The 22,849-nt window shown below is 67.6% G+C and carries 20 protein-coding genes; 7 read left to right on the top strand and 13 right to left on the bottom strand.

Annotated elements, in window-relative coordinates:
* Nucleotides 1–65 precede the first annotated feature (65 nt).
* Both IU459_RS06810 and IU459_RS06815 read left to right on the top strand, forming a co-directional pair.
* Complete coding sequence (locus tag IU459_RS06810; RefSeq protein WP_195128622.1) at nt 66–752, top strand: TetR/AcrR family transcriptional regulator; 687 nt, start codon at nt 66–68, stop codon at nt 750–752.
* Nucleotides 753–800: 48 nt separating this feature from the next.
* The gene (locus tag IU459_RS06815; RefSeq protein WP_195128623.1) at nt 801–1,793 is read left to right on the top strand and encodes a zinc-binding dehydrogenase; all 993 of its coding nucleotides are present in this window, start codon (nt 801–803) and stop codon (nt 1,791–1,793) included.
* Nucleotides 1,794–1,803: 10 nt separating this feature from the next.
* Here IU459_RS06815 and IU459_RS06820 read toward each other — a convergent pair whose 3' ends face one another.
* Nucleotides 1,804–2,481 (bottom strand): O-methyltransferase, encoded by a 678-nt coding sequence (locus tag IU459_RS06820; RefSeq protein ID WP_195128624.1) that lies wholly within the window; start codon nt 2,479–2,481, stop codon nt 1,804–1,806.
* Nucleotides 2,482–2,596: 115 nt separating this feature from the next.
* Between IU459_RS06820 and IU459_RS06825 the strand changes: the two genes are divergently transcribed.
* Nucleotides 2,597–3,442 (top strand): SGNH/GDSL hydrolase family protein, encoded by an 846-nt coding sequence (locus IU459_RS06825; RefSeq protein ID WP_195128625.1) that lies wholly within the window; start codon nt 2,597–2,599, stop codon nt 3,440–3,442.
* Between the two features lie 143 nt (nt 3,443–3,585).
* Here IU459_RS06825 and IU459_RS06830 read toward each other — a convergent pair whose 3' ends face one another.
* A complete protein-coding gene (locus IU459_RS06830) occupies nt 3,586–5,205 on the bottom strand; it encodes an RICIN domain-containing protein (RefSeq protein ID WP_324198792.1) in 1,620 nt (539 codons plus the stop codon).
* A 449-nt stretch (nt 5,206–5,654) separates the two neighbouring features.
* Between IU459_RS06830 and IU459_RS06835 the strand changes: the two genes are divergently transcribed.
* Complete coding sequence (locus IU459_RS06835) at nt 5,655–6,170, top strand: hypothetical protein (RefSeq protein ID WP_195128627.1); 516 nt, start codon at nt 5,655–5,657, stop codon at nt 6,168–6,170.
* A gap of 265 nt (nt 6,171–6,435) precedes the next feature.
* On the opposite strand, the gene IU459_RS06845 is transcribed toward IU459_RS06835, so the two are convergent.
* A complete protein-coding gene (locus tag IU459_RS06845) occupies nt 6,436–7,704 on the bottom strand; it encodes an SPFH domain-containing protein (RefSeq protein ID WP_195128628.1) in 1,269 nt (422 codons plus the stop codon).
* Complete coding sequence (locus IU459_RS06850) at nt 7,704–8,135, bottom strand: NfeD family protein (RefSeq protein ID WP_195128629.1); 432 nt, start codon at nt 8,133–8,135, stop codon at nt 7,704–7,706. The genes IU459_RS06845 and IU459_RS06850 overlap by 1 nt, the downstream gene beginning before the upstream one ends.
* Nucleotides 8,136–8,262: 127 nt before the next feature.
* Between IU459_RS06850 and IU459_RS06855 the strand changes: the two genes are divergently transcribed.
* Both IU459_RS06855 and IU459_RS06860 read left to right on the top strand, forming a co-directional pair.
* Nucleotides 8,263–9,087 carry a DUF3097 domain-containing protein gene (locus IU459_RS06855; protein ID WP_195128630.1) on the top strand — a complete coding sequence of 275 codons (825 nt, stop codon included), beginning with the start codon at nt 8,263–8,265 and terminating at the stop codon, nt 9,085–9,087.
* Nucleotides 9,088–9,458: 371 nt separating this feature from the next.
* Nucleotides 9,459–10,274, top strand: coding sequence for a hypothetical protein (locus IU459_RS06860; RefSeq protein ID WP_195128631.1), 816 nt, complete (start codon nt 9,459–9,461; stop codon nt 10,272–10,274).
* Between the two features lie 316 nt (nt 10,275–10,590).
* Here the strand turns inward: IU459_RS06860 and IU459_RS06865 are convergent, their stop codons facing one another.
* From IU459_RS06865 to IU459_RS06905, 9 genes are all read right to left on the bottom strand, one after another.
* Nucleotides 10,591–10,989 carry a hypothetical protein gene (locus IU459_RS06865; RefSeq protein ID WP_195128632.1) on the bottom strand — a complete coding sequence of 133 codons (399 nt, stop codon included), beginning with the start codon at nt 10,987–10,989 and terminating at the stop codon, nt 10,591–10,593.
* 74 nt (nt 10,990–11,063) lie between these two features.
* Nucleotides 11,064–12,137, bottom strand: coding sequence for a ferrochelatase (locus IU459_RS06870; protein WP_195128633.1), 1,074 nt, complete (start codon nt 12,135–12,137; stop codon nt 11,064–11,066).
* A gap of 8 nt (nt 12,138–12,145) precedes the next feature.
* Nucleotides 12,146–12,982, bottom strand: a complete 837-nt coding sequence (inhA, locus tag IU459_RS06875) for an NADH-dependent enoyl-ACP reductase InhA (RefSeq protein WP_195128634.1) — start codon at nt 12,980–12,982, stop codon at nt 12,146–12,148.
* An 86-nt stretch (nt 12,983–13,068) separates the two neighbouring features.
* On the bottom strand, nt 13,069–13,785 hold the full coding sequence (fabG1, locus tag IU459_RS06880) for a 3-oxoacyl-ACP reductase FabG1 (protein ID WP_195128635.1): 717 nt from the start codon (nt 13,783–13,785) through the stop codon (nt 13,069–13,071).
* Nucleotides 13,786–13,946: 161 nt separating this feature from the next.
* Nucleotides 13,947–14,948 (bottom strand): VWA domain-containing protein, encoded by a 1,002-nt coding sequence (locus IU459_RS06885; protein WP_195128636.1) that lies wholly within the window; start codon nt 14,946–14,948, stop codon nt 13,947–13,949.
* Complete coding sequence (locus IU459_RS06890; RefSeq protein WP_067479212.1) at nt 14,945–15,895, bottom strand: DUF58 domain-containing protein; 951 nt, start codon at nt 15,893–15,895, stop codon at nt 14,945–14,947. The genes IU459_RS06885 and IU459_RS06890 overlap by 4 nt, the downstream gene beginning before the upstream one ends.
* 32 nt (nt 15,896–15,927) lie before the next feature.
* Nucleotides 15,928–17,097, bottom strand: coding sequence for an AAA family ATPase (locus IU459_RS06895; protein ID WP_195128637.1), 1,170 nt, complete (start codon nt 17,095–17,097; stop codon nt 15,928–15,930).
* 135 nt (nt 17,098–17,232) lie between these two features.
* Nucleotides 17,233–18,645, bottom strand: a complete 1,413-nt coding sequence (locus tag IU459_RS06900; protein ID WP_195128638.1) for an NlpC/P60 family protein — start codon at nt 18,643–18,645, stop codon at nt 17,233–17,235.
* A 422-nt stretch (nt 18,646–19,067) separates the two neighbouring features.
* Nucleotides 19,068–19,652, bottom strand: a complete 585-nt coding sequence (locus tag IU459_RS06905) for an Rv1476 family membrane protein (protein ID WP_195128639.1) — start codon at nt 19,650–19,652, stop codon at nt 19,068–19,070.
* A gap of 286 nt (nt 19,653–19,938) precedes the next feature.
* Between IU459_RS06905 and IU459_RS06910 the strand changes: the two genes are divergently transcribed.
* Entirely contained in the window at nt 19,939–22,755 is a 2,817-nt protein-coding gene (locus IU459_RS06910) for an aconitate hydratase (RefSeq protein WP_195128640.1), read from the top strand.
* The last annotated feature ends 94 nt before the right edge of the window (nt 22,756–22,849 follow it).

Genomic DNA, 22,849 nt, shown 5'->3' on the forward strand with positions numbered 1-22,849 from the left:
GTACGCATGACAAGGGTACAGTGTACGCTACGCATCCAGGGCCCCGAGTGGAAGCGAGCCGTGGGATGACCGAGATCAAGCTGCACCGCACCGCCATCGTCGACACCGCCATCGAGCTCGCCGACGCCGAGGGATTGGACGCGCTGTCCATGCGGCGCATCGCCGACCGGCTCGGCGTGGGCGCCATGTCGCTGTATCGCCACGTCGCGAACAAGGACGAGCTACTGGCGTTGATGACCGACGAGGTCGCCCGGCGGAACCCGTACCCCTCGCCGGAGGGCCAGCGGTGGACCTGGCGCGACCGGGTCCGCATCGCGGCCGAGATCGATTGGGCGCTGTACCGGCAGCATCCGTGGGTGCTGCTCACCTTCGCCACCCCGCGCTACAGCTTCGGCCCGCAGAGCCTGGCGTGCCTGGCGTGGTTGGTGGACGGCTTCCTGGAACTCGGCGTGTCCACCCGGGAGGCGACGGGTATGTCCTTCACCGTGTGGAACTACATCTCCGGGGCCACCCTGCCGGAGATCAGCGCCGAGTTGATGGCGCGCAAGGGCATGAACCCGACCGGCGACAACGGTCTGCGGACACTGCTGAACGGCACGGCCGAAGGGCCGGTCCCACCGGTGCTGGCCGATCTCGCGGGCAGCGGCGTCAGCGACCTGACCCAGGAAGAGCTGCTCTATGGCGGGCTCGACGCCCTGTGCGACGGATTCGCGGCACGGGCGGCGCGGAGCGAGCGATTGACCTCGACCTGACTCGAGGTCGCAAGCTGGTCGGCGACCGCATTACGAACAGGAGTCACCGTGCACGCCATTCGCCTCCATACCTTCGGCCCGGCCGAAAACCTGCGCTACGAAACGGTATCCGACCCCGCACCAGGCCCCGGCCAGGTCCGCATCTCGGTGGCGGCCGCCGGAGTTCATTTGGTGGATACATCGCTCCGCAGGGGCGAGCCCGGGCCGTATGAGTTGCCGCAACTGCCCACCGTCCCGGGACGCGAGGTCGCGGGCACGGTGGACCGAGTCGGTCCGGACGTCGAACCGGGTCTGCTCGGCGCGCGGGTCGTGGCCCACCTCGGCGCGGTGCCGGGCGGTTACGCCGAGCTGGCGGTGACCGAAGCCGCTCGGTTGCACGAGATTCCAGCGAACCTGGACGCGGCCGAGGCGGTGGCGATGATCGGCACCGGGCGCACCACCATGGGCATTCTCCAGTTCACCGACTTGGATCCCGACAGTGTCGCCGTGGTGACGGCCGCCGCGGGCGGCATCGGCACGCTGCTGGTGCAGTACGCCAGGAACGCCGGAGCGACCGTGATCGGCCTGGCGGGCGGTCCCGCGAAAGTCGAACAGGTGCGGCGCAACGGCGCCGACCTCGCGGCGGATTACCTGCTGCCGGATTGGCCGGACCGAGTTCGTGCCTACATCGGCGACCGTGGCGCGAGCGTGCTGTTCGATTCCGTGGGTGGCGACATCGCCCGCACCGGTGTGCACCTACTCGGCAAAGGCGGGCAGCATTTGGTCTACGGCCGGTCCGGCCGGTCGAATGACGAAGGGCTGCTGGTATTTTCAGCCGACGAACTCGCCGCCCGCGGCATCACCTCCGAGCTGGTGGTCGGCCCGCCGATGCTGGCGCGGGCCGGTGGCGACTTGCGCGTCCTGGAGGAGCGAGCCATGGCCGAGGCGGCCGCCGGTCGGCTGCGCCCCGCGGTGCACCGTTTCCCGCTCGCGGAGGCAGCCGCCGCGCACCGCGCGCTGGAAACGCGCGGAACGACCGGCAAGGTGGTGTTGATTCCGTGACCGAGGCGGCTCAGTCGAAGCTTTCGCCGTTGACGACGGCGTAGGCGAAACCGTCCCATCCCTTGCCGCCCACGGTCTGCACGACGGTCGCGTCCAGGCTCGGTTCGGCGGCGAGCAATTCGATCAGGTCCCGGCTCGCCTGCGCGGCCGGGTCCTGCGAGTGCTCCTCGGCGACCGCACCGCCGCGGACCACGTTGTCGACGATGATCACCGAGCCCGGCCGGGTCAGGCGCAGCGCCCACAGCACGTAGTTGGAGTTGTTCACCTTGTCCGCGTCGATGAACACCAGATCGAACGGATCGGGGTCTTCCTCGGCGAGTACGGGAAGGCTGTCGAGTGCGGCGCCGACCCGGATGTCCACCCGGTCGCCCACCCCGGCCCGGTCCAGGTTCGCCCGCGCCACCTCGGCGTGCTGCGCGGCGAACTCCAGCGTGACCACCTGTCCTTTGGCGCCGACCGCGCGGGCGAGCCAGATGGTGCTGTACCCACCGAGCGTGCCGATCTCCAGCACCCGCCGTGCCCCGACCGTCCTGGCCAGCAGATTCAGGAACTTCCCCTGCGGCGGTGACACGTCGATCGCGGGCAGGCCCGCCGCCTTGTTCGCGACCAGCGCGGCTTCGGACGCCGGATCCGCCACCAGCGTGTCCACGAGGTAGCCGTCCACGTCGGCCCATCCAGGAGTTGTCATGCCTGGAAGTCTGCCACCGGATTCCGCCCCGCGGATCGGCTTGCCGGGTAGCGTGCGGCACAAGGAGACGTGCCCCGCTCATGACTGCGCCAGCCGACACCGCCCAGGACACGACATGACGAATCTGCCGCACGCCATCGCCGTCACCGCCTGCCTGCTCGCCGTCGGCGCCACCGCCCCCGCCGCGGCGATGCCCACCGAAGGAGGGGCCGAGTACGTCGCGCTCGGCGATTCCGGCGCGGCCACCACCGGCGTGCGGAACTTCGACACCTCGGCCCCGCCACGGTGCCTGCGCTCCACCGCCAACACACCGAAGCTGGTCGCCCGGGATCTCGGCCTGCAGCTCGACGACCGCACGTGCAATTCGGCGCGCATCCGGGACCTCACCACCGCTCAGGAGCCGGGCATCGCACCGCAGTTCGACGCCCTCGGCCCGGGCACCAGACTGGTGACGGTGCACATCGGCGCCAACGACGCCCTGATGGCCGAACACGTGGTCTCCTGCCACGCGTCCGGCCTCTTCGGCGTCGGCGCGTGCGCCGGTCCGACTTGGGACGCCGACATCGACGGCATCGCGGCGTCGTATTCGGCCGCGTTGCGGCAGATCTCGACGCTGGCACCGAAGGCGAAGATCGTCGTGGACGGCTGGCCACGCTACGTCCGCGACGGCGGCTGCCCCGAATTGGTCGGCCTTCGCCCGTCCGACGCCACGCACATACAAGCCGCCTTCGACCGCCTCAACACCGTGGTGTCCCGTGCCGCCACGGCGCACGGAGCCATCTATGTCGGCACCCGCGCCGCGTCGGAAGGCCACGACGCGTGCGCCCCCGCCGGTGTCCGCTGGATCGACCCGGTGATCGCCACCGAAACCCTCGTGCCCTACCACCTCACCCCGCAGGGCATGCGCGGCGTCGCCGATGTCATCGTCCCGGCGATCCGCGCCTCGGGACTGCCCGATTGAGCGCATGCCCCGCTGTCACAGCGCCCCGGATCGGACCATCATCCTGCAGCAGGTGCAAAATTCCCACCGGCACGGTGATCGTATTCGACCGACAACGATGACCCGGATCTCAGGCCTGCACAGGGATACCTGTGCGGCAGCGATCACAGTCGCCACCACTGGGATCCGCCGCCCACATCCGTGCGTGGCTGCTGGATGAGCTGTGCGCCATTCGCGTCGGAGCCACCTGAGATGGACAGGCACAGGCCGCTATGTTTCGCAGTCAAGCGAACTTGCCCGAACCTGCTGCTCTCCAGTCGCCAATGCTGATTGTCGGTTCCTAGGTACGGCCACTGGATGATGCGGGCGCCATCTGCTTGCGAATGACCTTCGACATCGAGGCACATGCCACTGTGTTCGATCATGATGCGATACACGCCCGACCCCAGCGGGTTGATCGGGTCGAGCCGCAACCTTTGATTGCCGCCACCCCAGTAGTCCCATTGGATCACTGGCGCGCCAGGAGCCCTCGACACATCTTTCACGTCGACAACTTTGCGGCTTGTCATCGAAGTGATCGGTGCCGGACCGATTCGCCATCGCTGGTTGTCGCCACCCCACCAGTCGAACTGAATGACCCTGGCGTCGACCGACTTGGACTGGTTCAACACGTCGAGCACGCGACCGCTGTTCTTGGCGACGATTCGGTAGTACCCGTCGCCTACCGGCTCGAGCGCGAAGCGCTGGTTGTCGCCACCCCACCAGTCCCATTGCTGTACCTGCGCGCGGTTGGCCATGGATCGGTCACGAATGTCGAGAACCTTGTTGGTGCCATAGATCGGATTGATCCTGTAGAAGCCTTTCTCGAGCCACTCGATGCGAAATATGCCATTCTTGCTGGTGAAATAATTCCATTGAATGGCGTCGGCACCGTTGTCTCTGGAGTGCCTCTCGATGATCAGGCACATGCCGCTGTGTTTGGCAAAAAGCGGGCCGGTCGGCGGGTACAGCTTACGAATGCCTTCCACATCGTCATTGGTCAGCGTGGACGATATCGCATTCGCTGCCATCACCGCTCCGGGAACGTCCGAGTGCTGCAGGCCGAGAATGTGGCCGATCTCGTGCAGTGCGATTCGCTCGACCTCCAAAGAGCCGACCGCCGCTACGATGCTCCACGTAAGCTGATCGTTGAAGTGCACCGGTCGAGGCAGGGCGTTGCCGTAGTACCCGCAACCTGGAGGGTAGTCGGAATGCCCCCAATCACCACCGGTCATGATCGTGTCACCGCAGTTCGCGTCACTCCACCGGATCAGCACATCCGGGTGCTGGTTCGGCGCCACTTCGGTGAAAGCGAGTGGAGCGGCCGCCGCCCAGGTGATGAACGCATTACGGACAGCCCGTCGTTCATCGTCGCCGGCGATGTCTGCGGTGCCCGTGTCGAAGGCATAGGTCAGCCAGGTCTTTCCCCATGCACAAGCTCGCACGAATCTCAGCGGCAGCGCGGCCGGATCCGGCAATCCGCACCGCGGTCGCGACATCGAGTCGCGAGTAGCTGCGTCGAAGATTCCGGTCACCTGCAGCCCATGGAAATCCTGGTACAGGGCCAACGCAGTGGATGTATCCGAGTCCAAGATCCCGGTCAGCCTCGCCGACCCGGGCCCGGCACAACCCCTCTTCGCGCTTATCGCCACCGACGAATCCTCCGCGAGGTAGCCGAATCTGACGAGGAAGTCCTGCACACGCACGAAGTCTTTGGTCGCTTCACCCGATCTTGTTTCCGCCACATCGGCCAAGTATGTAGATCGCACAGGTGGCGCTTTCATGACTGACATCATTCTCTCCATCACTAGAGCAATGACTTCGGTTCACCTTGCGGTTTCATCATCCACCGGTGAGTATCGCCCGCCGGAGCTCCACTGGATCGAGTAGACCATTACTTGTTTCCGCAATATCGGTTGCGAACGGCTACACGAGCCGTTCCCAAAACGCGGCGAGACCTGCCCCGTATGCGCGCGAGCGGTGGCGCCGGCTCGGTTCTTCGTTGTTCGACAGCCCGTCTATCGTGGGCCGCTTCGGCCGTTACCAACGCTCCAAGAGCCGGCCAGGCTCCCATTGCGCTTGTGTGCGGGATTCGAGTAGTCGGCTACTCATGTCGCTGGGACGTCAAAGGACCGATGATGCATCCGTATCTCCATCGGCGTATCAACAATCCCACTAGTAAGAGGTGATAGACATGGCAGTCAAAGCAATCCTACAGAAGCAATGTCCGCCCTCCGGAACCGTCTATATTGTTCCGGGCTTCCTCGCCGTCCGAAACGATTCACACTTGATCACCACGGCAGGCCGCGGAGAGATTGTCGTCGATATCATGCCCACTGGAGTGGCCAGAGCCAAATTCCGCAACCCAACAGCGGAATTGCGTCTGATCGAACCAAATGGATGCGAGTTCCAACTGCCGACCGAAAACCCTCCTCATGACAGAAAGTGGACATATCCTGTTGCGAATGACAAGACTCGAATTCAATGCGTCATCTTCGGTGAGCGGGAGATCAACCGAGACACCGGAAACTCACTCAGCTACCGATTCCCGATCACCGGCCGGGCCGGCCGTAACTGCAAAATTGAAGTACTCATGACCGCGGAGCCCCTCGATGTTGTAGCCGATTCTTGCCTGTGGACGGTCTCGAGCCTCAACACCGACACCACCAACATCGGGAACAAACCACTCGATGTCGTCGTAAGCGGTTGACGACAGCTCGACTTGCTCGTGGATGGCACGCGCATCATCGCCGGAGACCAGCCACACCATCAGACGGGCGGGCGACGGTGCACGAATGACCAGCGGCAGCAGGGCCCTTGCAACGCTCTAGGGGTACGCGGACCGGCGGGCCACCAGCCCCGGGTTCGAGCATTCCCTGGTTCGACGATCTCGAGGCCGGCGAAGTAGTCGAGGATCTGTTGGCGTGTGCGGTACCAGCCGGAGCCCGATCTCCCGTGGGAATCCGTGGCGCGTCCTACTTCGAGAAGTTCTCCGGAGGTTGCCAGGGGCGGCTGTGCGGGTCATCCGGGCGTTGGGCCGGGGGTTGCTGCGGAGGCTGCTGCTGTTGCGCCGGGAAAGCCTCCTGTGGAGGAAGCACCGGCTGGTGCGGGGAGGGTTCGTACCCCTGCGGCGGCGACGTCGGTACCAAGCCCTCCACCGGAGTGCGCGCCGTGGCCTCGGCGGCGCGAACCGCGCGCTCGATGGTCGGATCGGGCGCGGTATCGAACCAGTCCGCGACATCGGAGTCGTCCTCCGGCTTCACTTCCGAGCCGTCGGGCGCGGGCGGTTCGTAACGGAACACTCCGTCCTCGCCCTGCGTGCCGAAGCTCTTGGCGAACCCTTCGAGCGCCTTGCCGAAATCGCTCGGCACCAGCCACACCTTGTTGGCGTCGCCGCGGGCGACCATGGGCAGCGTCTGCATGTACTGGTAGGCAAGCAGTTCCGGCGTCGGCTTGCCGGATTTGATGGCGGCGAAGACCTTTTCGATGGCTTTGGCCTGGCCCTGTGCCTGCAGGTAGGAGGCGGCGCGCTCGCCTTGGGCGCGCAGAATGCGGCTCTGCCGTTCACCTTCGGCGGACAGGATCGCCGATTGCTTGGCGCCCTCGGCGGACAGGATCTGCGCCTGCTTGGCGCCCTCGGCCGTCTTGATCTGCGATTCGCGCTGCCCCTCCGCGGTGAGGATCATCGCGCGCTTCTCGCGGTCGGCCTTCATCTGCTTCTCCATCGACTCCTGGATCGACGGCGGCGGATCGATGCTCTTCAACTCGACCCGCGCGACGCGCAGGCCCCAGCGCCCGGTCGCCTCGTCGAGGACGCCGCGCAACTGGCCGTTGATCGAGTCGCGGGAGGTGAGCGTCTGCTCGAGCGTCATCCCGCCGACCACGTTGCGCAACGTGGTGACGGTCAGTTGCTCGACCGCGGCGATGTAGTTGCTGATCTCGTACACCGCCGCCTGCGGGCTGGTCACCTGGAAATAGACCACGGTGTCGATGTGCAGGGTCAGGTTGTCCTCGGTGATCACCGGCTGCGGCGGGAACGACACCACCCGCTCGCGCAGATCCACCTTGGCGCGGATCCGGTCGGCGAACGGGACGAGGAACGTGAGCTGGCCCGACACGGTGCGCGAGTACCGGCCCAGGCGCTCGATCACCGCGGCCTCGGCTTGCGGCACCAGCGCGATCGACTTGAAGACCACCACCACGACCAACAGGACGAGGACGGCGGCAACGATCAGTACAGCCATTACGGCCCCTTCCAGACGACGGCGGTCGCGCCGTCGATCTTCATGACGTACACGGTGGTACCCGGCTCGTAGACCTCGGTCACGTCCATCGGCCGCGCGGTCCACACCTCCCCGCCCAGTTTCACCTGACCGGAATGCGCCGCGACCTGCTCGAGCACCAGAGCCGTCTTACCCGGCAGGGCATCCACGTTCGTCGGCGTCGGCGGTGGAGTTCCGAAGCGTCGCCGCAGGATCGGGCGGACACCGAGCAGCAGCACCGCCGAGATCACCGCGAACACGATGGCGTCCACCAAGACCGACGTGCCCGCCGCGGCGCTGACACCCGCGGTGCCGAGCGCGGCCACACCGAGCATCAGCAGCGTGAGATCCCCCGTGAGCATCTCCGCCGCGGCGAGCAGGATGCCCGCGACAAGCCAAAAAATAGCGGCCACACGACCACTGTAGTGCTCCGAACATTCTCGCGGGAGCGAGCGAGGTGACAACTCCGTGCGAATTCGCCCCCGGGACGCGCGCACCCGCTGCCCCGAAACATTCAGCGGCGGTGCTAGCTTCAGGCGGGTGAGCGGGCGTGACAGGTATGGCGACATCTTCTCCGGACATCCCCGATCGAAGAAGCGGGCGGTACCTACGGTCACCGCGGAACGCGACCTCGTCGTCGAAGACGCCGCCACCGGATTCTGCGGCGCGGTGGTCGGTTTCGATCGCAGCTACGACGGCGAGTTCGTGAAGCTCGAGGACGCCCGCGGGGTGGTGCGCCTGTTCGCGCTGCGCGAGGCCGCGTTCCTCATCGACGGCGAGCTCGTCACGCTGGTCCGGCCCGCCCCGGCCGCGCCGAAGAAGCCGACTCGCTCCGCCTCGGGCTCGACCCGCGTCGAGGGGCTGCGCGCGAGGGTGGCCCGTGGCAGCCGGATATGGGTCGAGGGTGTCCACGACGCCGCATTGGTGGAGCGGGTGTGGGGCCACGATCTGCGCGTCGAGGGCGTGGTCGTCGAGCACCTGGAGGGCTTGGACAACCTGGCCGAGCGGCTGGCCGACTTCCAGCCGGGCCCGGGCAGGCGGGTCGGCGTGCTGGTCGACCATCTGGTGACCGGATCCAAGGAGACCCAGCTGACCACCGGGCTCGGACCGTACGTGCTGGTGACCGGCCATCCATTCGTCGACGTCTGGCAGGCGGTGCGCCCCGCGACCGTGGGGATCGCGCAGTGGCCGCAGGTGCCGCGCGGCGAGGATTGGAAGACCGGAGTCTGCGCACGCCTGCGCTGGGGCACCCCGCAGGACGGATGGCGGCGCGTCTACGGCGCGGTGACCTCCTTCCGCGACCTGGAGGCGCCGCTCATCGGCGCGGTGGAGCGCCTGATCGACTTCGTCACCGAACCGGAATAGGCGGCCTCCTCGCCTTCGCTCGCCCGGCGCATAAGCGACTGCCTCGAGCCTCCGCTCGCCCGGCACATAAGCGACTGCCTCCAGCCTCCGCTCAGCCCGGCACATAAGCGACTGCCTCCAGCCTTCACTCAACCGGCGCATAAGCGACTGCCTCCAGCCTCCGCTCAGCCTGGCGCCGGGCTGAGGACGGACTTCGCCCGGCAGCGTCGTCGTGCATCGGCCGGTTGTGGTCGCGACGGCCGGATGCGGGGTGGTGTCCGCGCGGACACAGCGGTCATCACTCGCGGTGTCCCCGTCGTTCCGGTGCTGCTCACGAATGCCATCGCGCATGGATGCCCACCGGTAGCGCCCACCCTTTATGCTCGATAATTATGTGCTCTCCAAGCGCGACGCTGACGGTCTGGGCGAGCTCCTGGCTGGCCGGCCGCAGTGCGCCCGACGACGTTCTGGCCGCCTTGCACGCATGGGCGCCGAAGCACACGATCGCGGCGGGTGATCCCCTGGCCGGCGGGCGCACCGACTTACCCTGGTCCGCGCACGGCAACCTGCCGGGAAGCGGAGTCATGGCCCTGCTCAAGGTGATTCGCGAGACCATGGCGTGGCCGGGGTCGCAACTGCGACTGGTGCTCCCGGTCCCCGGGGACGTGCGGGGAGTTCCCGCGGGCACGGCGTTCGCCGCCGACGCCATCGCCGCGGAGGAGGGCATCCTGATCGGGGTTCCCGGCACCGACGGTACCGGTCTCATCCCGCAGTGGGCGGACGAGGACACCCTGCAGTGGACCGTCTACAGCACCCCTATCCCGGCGGCGCCGGGACCTGACATGTCGCTGGGCGAGGCCGAATACGCGATGCGCGAAGCGGTCCGCGACGCCGCCGACGCGCTGATGAAGCTGCACACCACCGCGCTCGGCACGGCCGAGTCCGATCCGCGTGAGCTCATCGAGGCCGAACTCGCCGACTACTCCCGGCACGACTATCCCGACTCGATTCCATTGCGCGCCAGGCGGATTCTGGATACCGCCGACCACGTCGCGGCCATCCTCGCGGTAGCCCAGCGGGAACCGGCCTCCGCTCCCACCTCCGCCAGCGCGATCGGCGCGCAGGAATCGCTGCTGCGCCCGCTGTGGGACGCGATCCGCGCGGCCAGGCTGGTCGCGGTGCACGCTTCGGCGCGGGGAAACCACTGACCTGGTGCGGGGAGGGGGTGCGCGACACGCATTTCCACACCCCGTCCGCCGTCAGCGGCATCATCCTGGCGGGAAGGGCCGTGCCAGCGCCGAAGCCGCAACAACGCTGCTGCGCACCGCGAACGTCCCCATCGTTACCGGCGGTGCCGACCTGTGCGGGATCCTGTGTGCGGCCTCGACCACCCGAGGACGACAGCGCCGGACAACTTTTCGCCGTCGACCGCCTCGCGGGTTCCACCTGGTGGTGCAACGGCACGGCACTTCCGATTATCCCGGCCTCCGTACCGCGACGTTCGGAAAAGCGCCGAGGGAAGGATTACTGCTGCGGCGGGTAGGGCTGCTGGTATTGCTGCTGTGGCTGGTATTGCTGCTGCTGTGGCTGGTAGGGCTGTTGATACGGCTGCTGCTGCGGGTACTGCTGCTGATACGGCTGCTGCTGATACAGCTGTTGTTGTGGATACTGCTGCGGCGGATACTGCTGCTGAGGCTGGTTCGAGTTCGATTTCCCTCGTTTGCTCAGCCAGATCACCAAGCCGATCACCACGGCGACGACGCCGAGGCACAGGATCAGGCCTCCGATCGAGAAGCCTTTACCGCTGCTACGGCTGCGGCGTCGTGCTTCGGTGGCGTCCAGAGCGACGGTCCACACATTCGCGTCGGACCAGGCGTGCGGGTCGAGCACTGCGGCGTTGGTCAGGACGTCGGCATAGGTCATTGATCACTACCCCCGTAGGTATCGGTTTCGAATAGGTCTCAGGCGCAGATGGATGCTATCGCGTGCGCTCGACGTCAATTCCCAGCAGTGGGACGGCGAATCGGCGCGCAGCAGCCGGGCGCGCACGGGGCGCCGTTGCGGGTGCAGCCGTATCCGGGCACGCCGCCGAGCCGACGAGGTTCGGCATCGCCCAGATGCTCGGAGATCAGTTCGACGACCAGCTTCGCGAAGCGAGGATCGGCACCGGGCGTGGCAACCCGCGAAAACCCCATGCCGAGTTCGGCGGCCCGCTGCGCGGCCTCGTTGTCGAGATCCCAGATGACCTCGAGATGATCGGAGACGAAGCCGACCGGACAGACGACGACGGCTTCGACACCTTTGGCGGCGAGGTCGTCCAGATGGTCGACGATGTCCGGTTCCAGCCACGGCACCTGCGGCGGACCGGAACGTGACTGCCAGACCAGGTCGTAGTCGGTGAAACCGGTCGCCGCGGCACACAATCGGGCAGCCTCGGCGACCTGACGGCTGTAGAGCCTGCCGCCGTCGGGCGGCGGGCCCGCGGCGGCGTCGGCGGACACCGGAACGGAATGAGCGGTGAACACCAGTCGAGCTACGGCCCGCTGGTCGACCGGAAGCCCCTCCCGCGCAATGTGAATCGCGTCGGCGAACGCCTCGATCAGCAGCGGGTGGTCGAAGTACTGACGCAGTTTCACCAGTTCCGGCGCGCCGTCACCGAACGCCGCACGAGCTCTGGCGATGTCCTCGTGATATTGCAGACAGCCGGAGTATCCACCCCACGCCGAGGTCGGGAAGACCAGCGCGGAGCCGACACCGTCGGCGGCCATCCGCGCGACCGTGTCCTCCACCATGGGATGCCAATTCCGGTTACCGAAATAGACCGGCAGATCCAGTCCCGCGGCGGCCAATTCCGCCTCAACCGCCGTGATGATGTCCCGGTTGAGCGCATTGATCGGGGAAACGCCGCCGAAGTGCAGATAGTGCTCGGCGACCGCGTCGAGGCGCTCGCGCGGCACTCCTCTGCCGCGAGTGACATTCTCCAGGAACGGCATCACGTCCTCGGGCCGTTCCGGACCGCCGAAGGACAGCAGCAACAGCGCGTCGACGGCCCGAACCACGGTGTCTCCCATCGGACGGCTCAGTTCATCGCCATGTTCTCCGGGAACCAGGTGTTGTGGCTGGCTCCGCCGTCGACGTAGATGATCGAGCCGGTGGTCCCAGGCAGCCAGTCCGACAGCAGCGCGACGATCGACTTCGCCACCACCGTGGGATCGTCGACGTCCCAGCCGATCGGCGACGCGCCGTCCCAGTAGGTGTTGAGCTGGTTGAGCTTGGCGGCATCGTCGGTCGCGGTGCCCGCGATCGCCTTGGCGGCCAGCGTCTTGATCGGACCGGCCGCGATGAGGTTGGAGCGGACCTTCTTGGCCGTGCCCACTTCTCGTGCCACGTACCGGTTCACCGACTCCAACGCCGCCTTGGCCACGCCCATCCAGTTGTAGTACGGCATCGCGGTGCGCGGATCGAAGTCCATGCCCACGATCGAGCCGCCCTCGTTCATCACCGGCAGCACCGCGCGCGACAGCGACGCGTAGCTCCACGCCGAGATCTCGAACGCCTTCGCGGCGTCCGGTCCCGGACCATCGAGGAACGGCCGAGCCTCCGGCCCCATCAGGGTGCGGGGGGCGAACGCGATCGAGTGCAGCACCCCGTCGACACCCTCGGGCGCCAGCTCCCGCAGCTTGTCGGCCAGCCCGGCGAGGTCCTCCTCGCTGGTGACGTCGAGCCCGATGGCAGGCGGGACTTCCTGGGGCAGCCGCTTGGCGATCCGATCGATCAGCCGCAGCCGCTCCGGGATGCCGGTGATGATCACCTTCGCGCCCTGCTCCTGCGCGACCGCCGCCGCGTGGAACGCGATCGACGAATCGGTGATGATGCCGGTGACCAGAATGGTCTTGCCTTCGAGCAGTCCGCCCATGGGTTCTCGGTTCTCCTGAAATCTCGGATGGTGAGTTGGCTGCGGGCGGCCGGGACCGGCCGCGCTACGCTACGCGTTCGGTCTGGTCAGTGGCCCATACCCATGCCGCCGTCGACCGGGATCACGGCGCCGGAGACGTAGGCGGAATCCTCGGAAGCCAGGAAGCTGACTACCGCCGCAATGTCTTCCGGCTGGCCGAGCCGCTGCAGGGGGATGAACTTCTTGGCCATATCGCGCACGTCGTCGGGGAGATCCGCGGTCATGTCGGTCTCGATGAAGCCGGGGGCGACGACATTGGCCGTGATCGAGCGCGAGCCGAGCTCACGCGTGACCGAGCGCGCCAGACCGATCACACCGGCCTTGGACGAGGCGTAGTTGATCTGGCCGGCTTGGCCGCTGAGGCCGACTACCGAGCCGAGGAAGATCATCCGGCCCCAGCGCGCCCGCAACATCGCGCGGTTCGCCCGCTTGGCGCACCGGAACGCTCCGGTCAGGTTGGCGTCGAGCACCCGGGTGAACTGCTCCTCGGTCATCCGCATCAGCAGCGTGTCGTCGGTGATGCCCGCGTTGGCCACGAGCACCTCGACCGGCCCCTGGTGCGCTTCGACTTCGGCGAACGCAGCATCGACCGACTCGCTGTCGGTCACATCGCATTTCACACCGAACAAACCGTCCGGCACTCCGGACCCACGATGCGTGACGGCCACCTTGTGACCGTCGGCAAGCAGACGCTGCGCGACCGCGAGACCGATGCCGCGATTTCCGCCGGTCACCAGGACCGACCGGGATGTGATGTTCGACATGGGGTTCAACCTACCTGGTCGGATGGATCGGCCACGACGCGGCCGCCACGTTCGTCGAACCGACACTCACACCCGGAGTTGTCGGTGAAACAGCTGGGCGGCAGCCCGCGACGAGGCGAGCCCTACTGGGCGGGACGGACATCGGGACGCGACCGGTGGCGCTAGGGCAGACGCTGGCGGTACAGCAGCCCGATGACGATTCCCGCCGCGATGACCAGGAGTCCGAGCAGCAGCCACGGACGGCTGGCGTCGCCTCTGGTCAGCTCGTAACCGATCTGCTGCTCCAAGGTGTCGTAGACCCTGGTCAGCTCCTGCAAGGAGGACGCGGAGTAGAACTCGCCGCTGGACAGCCGGGCGAGCTCGCGCATGGCGTCGTCGTCCACCGGCACCCGCACCTGCTCGCGGCTGCCGTCCTCGCGGGGAATCTCGACGACGCCCCAGCTGGTGCCGAACGAGATGGTGGAGATCGGGACGTTCTTGGTCTTCGCGAGCCGGGCGGCTACGTACTCGTGCCGCGGATTGTCGACGTCCTCGAACGCGGGGACGGTCTGTTTCCCGTCCGACATCAGCACGATCCGAGCCGGTGGCGGTTCCTGCGCTCCGCCGAGAACCGTGGCCAGCGTATCGATCGCCTGCAGCGCGGTGAGAATGCCTTCGCCCGTCGCGGTGCGCTCGGCGAGCCGCACGTTGTCGATCGCCGCCTTGACCGCTTCATGGTTCGTGGTGGGCGACACCATCACCGAGGCGGTGCCCGCGAAGGTGACGAAACCGATGTTCACGCCCTCCGGCAGACCGTCGACGAACTCCTTACCCGCCTTCTTCGCGACCTGGATCCGGCTCGGCGCCACGTCGGTCGCCTCCATCGACAGCGACACGTCCATCACCAGCATGACGGTGGCGCGGTTGCGCGGCACCTTCTTGACCGCCGTCGGCCCCGCCGCGGCGACGGTGAGAAACACCAGACCGACCAGCAGCAGCGCGACGGCCACGTGCCGGAACGGGCTCGGCCGGGACGGAGCGACCTTCTCCAGCAGCTCCATATTGGTGAACGTCAGCATGTGCTTGCGCCGGTTGCGCTGCACCAGGACGTAGCCGAGCGCGATCAACGCGATGACGGCGAGGAATCCGAGCCAGATCTGCGCGGTGAAATGCGAAATACTCACTGACGTGGCACCCGCCCGGTCGGGGCGCCGAAGCTGTGGCGCCGGGTGGACACGAACCGGACCACGTCGGCGATCCAGTCCCGATCGGTTTGCAGGGTGAGCACCGGAGCGCCGCAGCTGCGCAGGGCCTGTTCGACCTGCTGACGGTGGCGCTGCGCGGCGGCCGCGAAATCGGCGCGCAGGGTGGGCGTCGCGCTGAACTCGCGGGTGCGCCCGGTCTCCGGGTCATGCAGCACCACGTCGCCGATGTCGGGCAGCGACAGGTCGCGCGGGTCGAGCACCTCGACCGCGAGCAGGTCGTGCCTGGCGGAGATGGCGCGCAGCGAGCGCTGCCAGTCGATGTCACCCAGGAAGTCGCTGATGATCACCGCGAGCCCGCGTTTGCGCTGCGGGCGGCGCAGCGATTCGATGCCGCCGCGCAGGTCGCCGCGGACGCCGTCGCGCGCGTGCGGGGTGGTCGCGATGCTGCGCAGCAACGACTGCGCGTGCAGGCGCCCACCGCGGGCCGGGATGCGGACCAACCGCTCGCCGGTCGCGACGACCGCGCCGATCCGGTTGCCGCCGCCACTGGTCAGATGCGTGATGGCGGCCGCGGCGGCGATGGCGAGATCGCGCTTCTGGCAGGCCGCGGTGCCGAAGTCGAGGCTGGCCGACAGGTCGACCACCATCCAGGTCTCCAGCTCCCGGTCGGCGATCATCTGCCGCACGTGCGGGTGGGTGGTGCGGGCGGTGACCGACCAATCCATCTGGCGCACATCGTCACCCGGCTGGTACACGCGCGCCTCGCCTGGCTCGGAGCCGGGCCCCGGAATGAGTCCGAGGTGATCACCGTGCAGCACGCCGTCGAGTCTGCGGCGCACGGTGAGCTCGAGGGTCTTCAGCGCGACCGAGAGCCGGGGGTCGGTCAGCTCCCCTGCGTGAAAGGACGGTGGTGCGTGCGACGACATCGGCACTGGCGCGACCGGATCCGATGCCGAGGTCACTTCGGCGGGATGGTGCCCGCGGGCTGCGACGGCTGCCCGTTCGGCGGCTGCGGCACGGCCTGCTGCTGCGGCGGCTGCGGAATCTGCGGCTGCGGCGCGCTCGGCGCGGCGGCGGGCGCGACGGCCTGCGGCGCGACCTGCGGCAGGCCGACGGTCTGCAGCACGCGCTTGATCACGTCCTCCGGACTGATCTCGTCGGCGAGCGCGTCGTAGGACAGCACCAGCCGGTGGCGCAGCACGTCCGGGATCACCTCGACGACGTCCTGCGGCACCACGTAGTCGCGGCCGCGGATCAGCGCGACGGCACGGGCCGCCGCGATGATCCCGAGGCTGGCGCGCGGCGACGCGCCGTAGGAGATCCAGCTGGCCACGTCCTGCATGCCGAAGTCGGCCGGCGTGCGGGTCGCCGTGATCACCCGGACCACGTAGTCCACCAGGGCGTGGTGGACGAAGGTGTTGGCCGCGACCTTCTGCAGACGGATCAAGTCTTCCGGTTGCAGGATCCGGCTCGCCTCCGGCGGCGTCACGCCCATCCGGTAGATGATCTCGCGCTCCTCCTCCACGGAGGGGTAGTCGACGAGAAGCTTGAACAGGAAGCGGTCGCGCTGCGCCTCGGGCAGCGGGTACACGCCCTCGCTCTCGATCGGGTTCTGTGTCGCCATGACCAGGAAGGGATCCGGCATCGGATAGGTCTTGCCGCCGATCGACACGTGCCGCTCGGCCATCACCTCGAGCAGCGCCGACTGCACCTTGGCCGGGGCGCGGTTGATCTCGTCGGCGAGCACGAAGTTCGCGACGACCGGGCCGAGTTCGGTGTCGAATTCCTCCCGGCCCTGGCGATAGATGCGGGTACCGATGAGGTCGGTCGGGACCAGGTCGGGAGTGAACTGGACGCGCGCGAACGAACCGCCGACCACCTTGGCGAAGGTCTCCACGGCCAGGGTCTTCGCGATACCGGGAACGCCTTCGAGCAGCACGTGACCACGCGCGAGCACACCGACCAGCAGTCGTTCGACCAGGCGATCCTGGCCCACGATCACTCGCTTGACCTCGTAGATCGCCTTCTCCAGGGTCTGGACGTCACGCTCGAGGGTGCTGGGCGCGGAGGCCGGCGCATCCTTTGCCAGGTTCGCCCCACTCACACCGTCCGTCGAAGTCACCAACATCCCCGCTTTCGCCTTGGTCCTGTGCGTGCTGCCACAACTATTCCAGGTAATCACGGCCTGTGCCGCAACGGGACCCGACATGACGGGAATTCGACGCGCTTCCGACTCGCGGCGCCACCCGGAATGTCCGATATGTCAGGAGACTATGCGCACCGCATAGGGCATGATTCCGCTTTCGCGGACCGGGGACACCTTCACCACATCGCCGGACTGAGGCGCCTCTACCATCTTGCCGTCACCGAGATACAGCGCCACGTGCTGACTGCCGTTCGGACCCCAGAACAGCATGTCGCCGCGCTCTCGCTCATCGACCGGCACCCTGGTCCCCGCGTTGTACTGGTAGCCGCTGTAGTGCGGCAGCGAAACCCCGATGCCCGCGAAGGCGTAGACCATCAGACCGGAGCAATCGAAGCCGACCTTGTCGTAGTCGCCGTGAGTATCGGCGACGCCGCCGTCGCGGATGCCGAGCGTGGGCCCGGCTTCGTCGCCGCCGCCCCAGGCATAGGTGACGCCCAGCTGCGACATCGCCCGGTCGACCACGATCCCGATCGCCGCCGAACCACCGACCGAGTCCGGCCGGGGCGCACTCCGGCGCGGCGGCGGCGCATCCTCCAGCTGGGTGTGCGGGCGCTTGCCGGTGCCGAGCTGGGCGGCGCGGTCCCTGGCGGCCTGATCACCGGCCGCGCGGGCGGCGGCGGCCGCCGCGGCCGCGCGCACGACCGCCTCCTCCGCCTTGCGCTGCGCGTCCCAGGCCAGATAGGCGTCGCGCTGATCCCGCAGACCGGCCACGTTGTGGCGCGCCAGATCCAGCCTGCCCTGCGCGTCCTGGCGCCTGCGCAGCAGGTCGTCGCGCTGGGCGGCTTGGTGGTCGAGCTCGGCCTTCGCCGCGGCCACCGCGTTCTCCGCGTCGGTCTTGCGCGCCGCGGCGACGGCGGCGGCCGCGTCGGCGGCCGCCTTCGCCTGCCGGGCGGCGGAATTCTTGTTGCCGTGATCGATTTGGGCCCGGCGCAGGCCGTCTAGCACCTGCTGCCGGTTCTTGGAGACCAGCTCGAGCAGCTGAGCACGGTCGAGCGCGGCCGCCGGGGTGGCGGCCGCGAGGTAGGTGATCATCGAATCGGAACCGGGCCGGGTGTAGACCTGGGTGGCGAACTGGTCGAAGTTGTGCCGCGCCTGGCCGACTCGCGTTCCGGCGTCGGCCAGTGCGTGCTTGGTATCGGCGACGACCACGGCCGCCGCGTCGGCGGCATCCCGCGCGTTCTGCAGGTCGACCAGCGCCCGGTTGACGTCTTCCCGGCGCTGCGCGACCACGTCGTCGAGTTGCCGCAGCTGGTCGTCGGCGGCGGCGACCTGGTTGATGAGCGTGCCCACCTCGGCGACCCCGGCGTCGACCTGCGCCCCGGCCTGGGAGATCTGCGCGTCGCTGGGATTTGGCGGAGGAGGCGGCACAGCGGCGACCGGTCCGGCGGTGACCACCGTGGCGACCGATATCAGCAATCCCATAGCGACCCATAGCGGGCGCCGATCGGCTAGCTCGCCGTTGTTGCGCATCACACCTCCCATGGACCGGATTCCGGTAATGCCTCACGGGCATCAGGCGAACCATGACGCACTGTGGTCGACAGATGACCTCCGAAAACACATATTCCCCATAACGGACCATTCGAACCGTATGACACTCGAGTCACATAAACAACATCAGTAACACCGGTGAGTGGCGTCAACTATCGATTGCTATAAATTTGCTGAACTCGGCCAGGCCTTCCGGCAGACAAAACAGACCAACCGGACGGAAAGTTAGCTACTGGGATACTGGAGCCCGGATTGCCACCGAGTGGGGGCCACACCGCAGCCTTGGTGTGGGGGCAGACCGCGCCAGAATTGCCAGTCGTTCCAAAGTGCTACCGCGGGCGATGCCACGCGGCCGAAGTCAGATCGGCCGGAGAGACCGGCCGAGAAGAGGAAGCGCCGAACTAGACGGCTCGAACGTCCGGCGACTCGCCGTCCGGCAAGACCCGGTCGGCGGAGACGCGCCCGGCCGCACGCGCCCGCCTGGCTTTCATCCAGTACAACCCGGCGATGGCCGCCACCGTTCCGGCCAGCAGCGCGCACGTCATGGCGGACCAGGAGACCGGTTCCGGCGATTCCAGACGGGCCGCGAAGACGCTCGCCGCCTCGCCGCTGTCGCCGTGCCGGTACTTCGCGGCGTCCTCGGCCCATTCCAGCCGCACCCGGCTGATCGTGTCGCTGTAGGTGCCGATCCAGTCGTCGCTGAGGACGACGACGGTGCCGTGCTGCGTCTTGCCCACTTCGGTGGCCAGGTCCCGTAGGCTCGAGTCGTGTCCTGGATTGCCGGGGACGACCACGATGCTCAGCGGGATTCCTTGGGATCGCGCCTCCGCGGCGATGGCCGCCAACTCCGCTTCATCCTTACCGGTCAGCGTCGCGACGTGGTCATCGGCCAGATCGGCGTTGAGCGTGCGCACGGTGTCGGTGGTGAGGTTCGGCGGCAATTCCGCGGCCATGGGGGTGAAAACCGAGGTGTGCGGGGCGGTCATCTTCCATCCGGTCTGTCGAGCCGCATCGGCAACCGAAGCGACAGGCATCCAACACTGCAGGGTCGAGCGAGGTCCCCCTTGCTGGCTCGAAAGCACAGTACGCGACGGAGTGTCGCATCACCGGCCCACGGCACGCCCAACCGGCCCCCTGGTATTTCACAGGACAAGCGTACTGTTAGGGTCGTACCGCGAGGAACCGGCGCCCTAGCGGCGCCGGAGCCCTCCGAAGACTCGGTCGCCGGCACAGCCCCGCCGGCGGCCACCCTCACAGACGAGTGGAGCTGACGTGACGACAAGTATCGATACTTTCGGCGCCAAGGGCACCCTCGAGGTCGGTAGCAACTCCTACGAGATCTTCCGCCTCACCGCCGTGCCCGGCACCGAAAAACTCCCCTACGCACTGAAGGTCCTCGCGGAGAACCTGCTCCGCACCGAGGACGGCGCGAACATCACCGCCGATCACATTCGCGCCATTGCGAACTGGGATCCGTCGGCGCAACCGAACACCGAGATCCAGTTCACGCCCGCCCGCGTCATCATGCAGGACTTCACCGGCGTGCCGTGCATCGTCGACCTGGCCACCATGCGCGAGGCCGTGGCCACCCTCGGCGGCGACCCGGACAAGGTGAACCCGCTCGCCCCGGCCGAGATGGTCATCGACCACTCCGTCATCATCGACGTGTTCGGCCGCGAGGACGCCTTCGAGCGCAACGTCGACATCGAATACCAGCGCAACGGTGAGCGCTACCAGTTCCTGCGCTGGGGCCAGACCGCGTTCGACGACTTCAAGGTCGTCCCGCCGAGCACCGGCATCGTGCACCAGGTCAACATCGAGCACCTGGCCCGCGTCGTCATGGTCCGCAACGGGCAGGCCTACCCCGACACCTGCGTCGGCACCGACTCGCACACCACGATGGTCAACGGCCTCGGTGTGCTCGGCTGGGGCGTCGGCGGCATCGAGGCCGAGGCGGCCATGCTGGGCCAGCCCGTGTCGATGCTGATCCCGCGGGTGGTCGGCTTCAAGCTGACCGGCGAGATCCAGCCCGGCGTGACCGCGACCGACGTGGTGCTGACCGTCACCGACATGCTGCGCAAGCACGGTGTGGTGGGCAAGTTCGTCGAGTTCTACGGCAAGGGCGTGGCCGAGGTGCCGCTGGCCAACCGCGCCACCCTGGGCAACATGAGCCCGGAATTCGGCTCCACCGCGGCGATCTTCCCGATCGATGACGTGACCGTCGACTACCTGCGCCTGACCGGCCGCTCCGACGAGCAGGTCGCGCTGGTCGAGGCCTACGCCAAGGAGCAGGGCCTCTGGCACGACGCCGACAAGGAGCCCGCCTACTCCGAGTACCTGGAACTCGACCTGAGCACCGTGGTGCCGTCCATCGCGGGCCCGAAGCGTCCACAGGACCGGATCCTGTTGTCGGAGTCCAAGATCGCCTTCCGCAAGGACATCCACAACTACACCAGTGACGAGGTCAGCGGCCCCGCCGCGGCCACGCCGCACTCGCACCTCGACGAGGCCATCGAGGAGTCCTTCCCGGCCAGCGACCCGGCCGTGCTGTCCTTCGCCGACGACGACGCCGTGCTGGTGTCGGCGGCCACCGGTGCCGAGGGCCGTCCGTCCAAGCCGGTGAAGGTGCGCAGCGAGGAGTACGGCGACTTCGTGCTCGACCACGGCGCGGTGGTGGTCGCCTCGATCACCTCCTGCACCAACACCTCCAACCCGTCGGTCATGCTCGGCGCGGCGCTGCTGGCCCGCAACGCGGTGGAGAAGGGCCTGACTCGCAAGCCGTGGGTGAAGACCTCCATGGCGCCGGGCTCGCAGGTCGTCGACGGCTACTACGAGAAGGCCGGCCTGTGGCCGTACCTGGACAAGCTGGGCTTCAACCTGGTCGCGTTCGGTTGCGCCACCTGCATCGGCAACACCGGCCCGCTGCCGGAGGAGATCTCCAAGGCGGTCAACGACAACGACCTCACCGTCACCGCGGTGCTCTCCGGCAACCGCAACTTCGAGGGCCGCATCTCCCCCGACGTGAAGATGAACTACCTGGCTTCCCCGCCGCTGGTCATCGCCTACGCGCTCGCGGGAACCATGGACTTCGACTTCGAGCACGACGCGCTCGGCAAGGACACCGACGGCAACGACGTCTTCCTGAAGGACATCTGGCCGTCGCCGCAGGAGATCCAGGACACCATCGACCGGGTCATCAGCCGCGACATGTTCCTCGAGGACTACAAGGACGTCTTCCGCGGCGACGAGCGCTGGCGCAGCCTGCCCACCCCGGAGGGCAAGACCTTCGAGTGGGCCGAGGAGTCCACCTACGTGCGCAAGCCGCCGTACTTCGAGGGCATGCCGCAGACCCCGGAGCCGGTCGCCGACATCAAGGGCGCCCGGGTGCTCGCGCTGCTCGGTGACTCGGTCACCACCGACCACATCTCGCCTGCGGGCAACATCAAGCCGGGCACCCCGGCCGCCCAGTACCTGGAGGCCAACGGCGTCGAGCGCAAAGACTACAACTCCTACGGCTCGCGGCGCGGCAACCACGAGGTGATGATCCGCGGCACCTTCGCCAACATCCGGCTGCGCAACCAGCTCCTGGACGACGTCTCGGGCGGCTACACCCGCGACTTCACCCAGGATGGCGGCCCGCAGGCGTTCATCTATGACGCCTCGCAGAACTACCAGGCCGCGGGCGTCCCACTGGTCGTGCTCGGTGGCAAGGAGTACGGTTCGGGCTCGTCGCGTGACTGGGCCGCCAAGGGCACCCGGCTGCTGGGCGTGAAGGCCGTCATCACCGAGTCCTTCGAGCGCATCCACCGCTCCAACCTCATCGGCATGGGCGTCATCCCGCTGCAGTTCCCCGCGGGCGAGTCGGCCGCGTCGCTGAAGCTGGACGGCACGGAGACCTTCGACATCGAGGGCATCACCAAGCTGAACGAGGGTGTCACCCCGAAGACCCTGAAGGTCACCGCCACCAAGGAGAATGGTGACAAGATCACCTTCGACGCGGTCGTGCGGATCGATACCCCCGGTGAGGCCGATTACTACCGCAACGGCGGCATCCTGCAGTACGTGCTGCGCAACATGATTCGCGGCTGAACTGTGTTCCGCCGACGGTAGGAACCGTCGTAGAAGGGTCCGCGCACCGCATCCGGCGGTGCGCGGACCTCTCCACATTCCGCTTCGCGCCGCA

Source organism: Nocardia amamiensis, assembly GCF_015477605.1.
Lineage (GTDB): Bacteria > Actinomycetota > Actinomycetes > Mycobacteriales > Mycobacteriaceae > Nocardia > Nocardia amamiensis_A.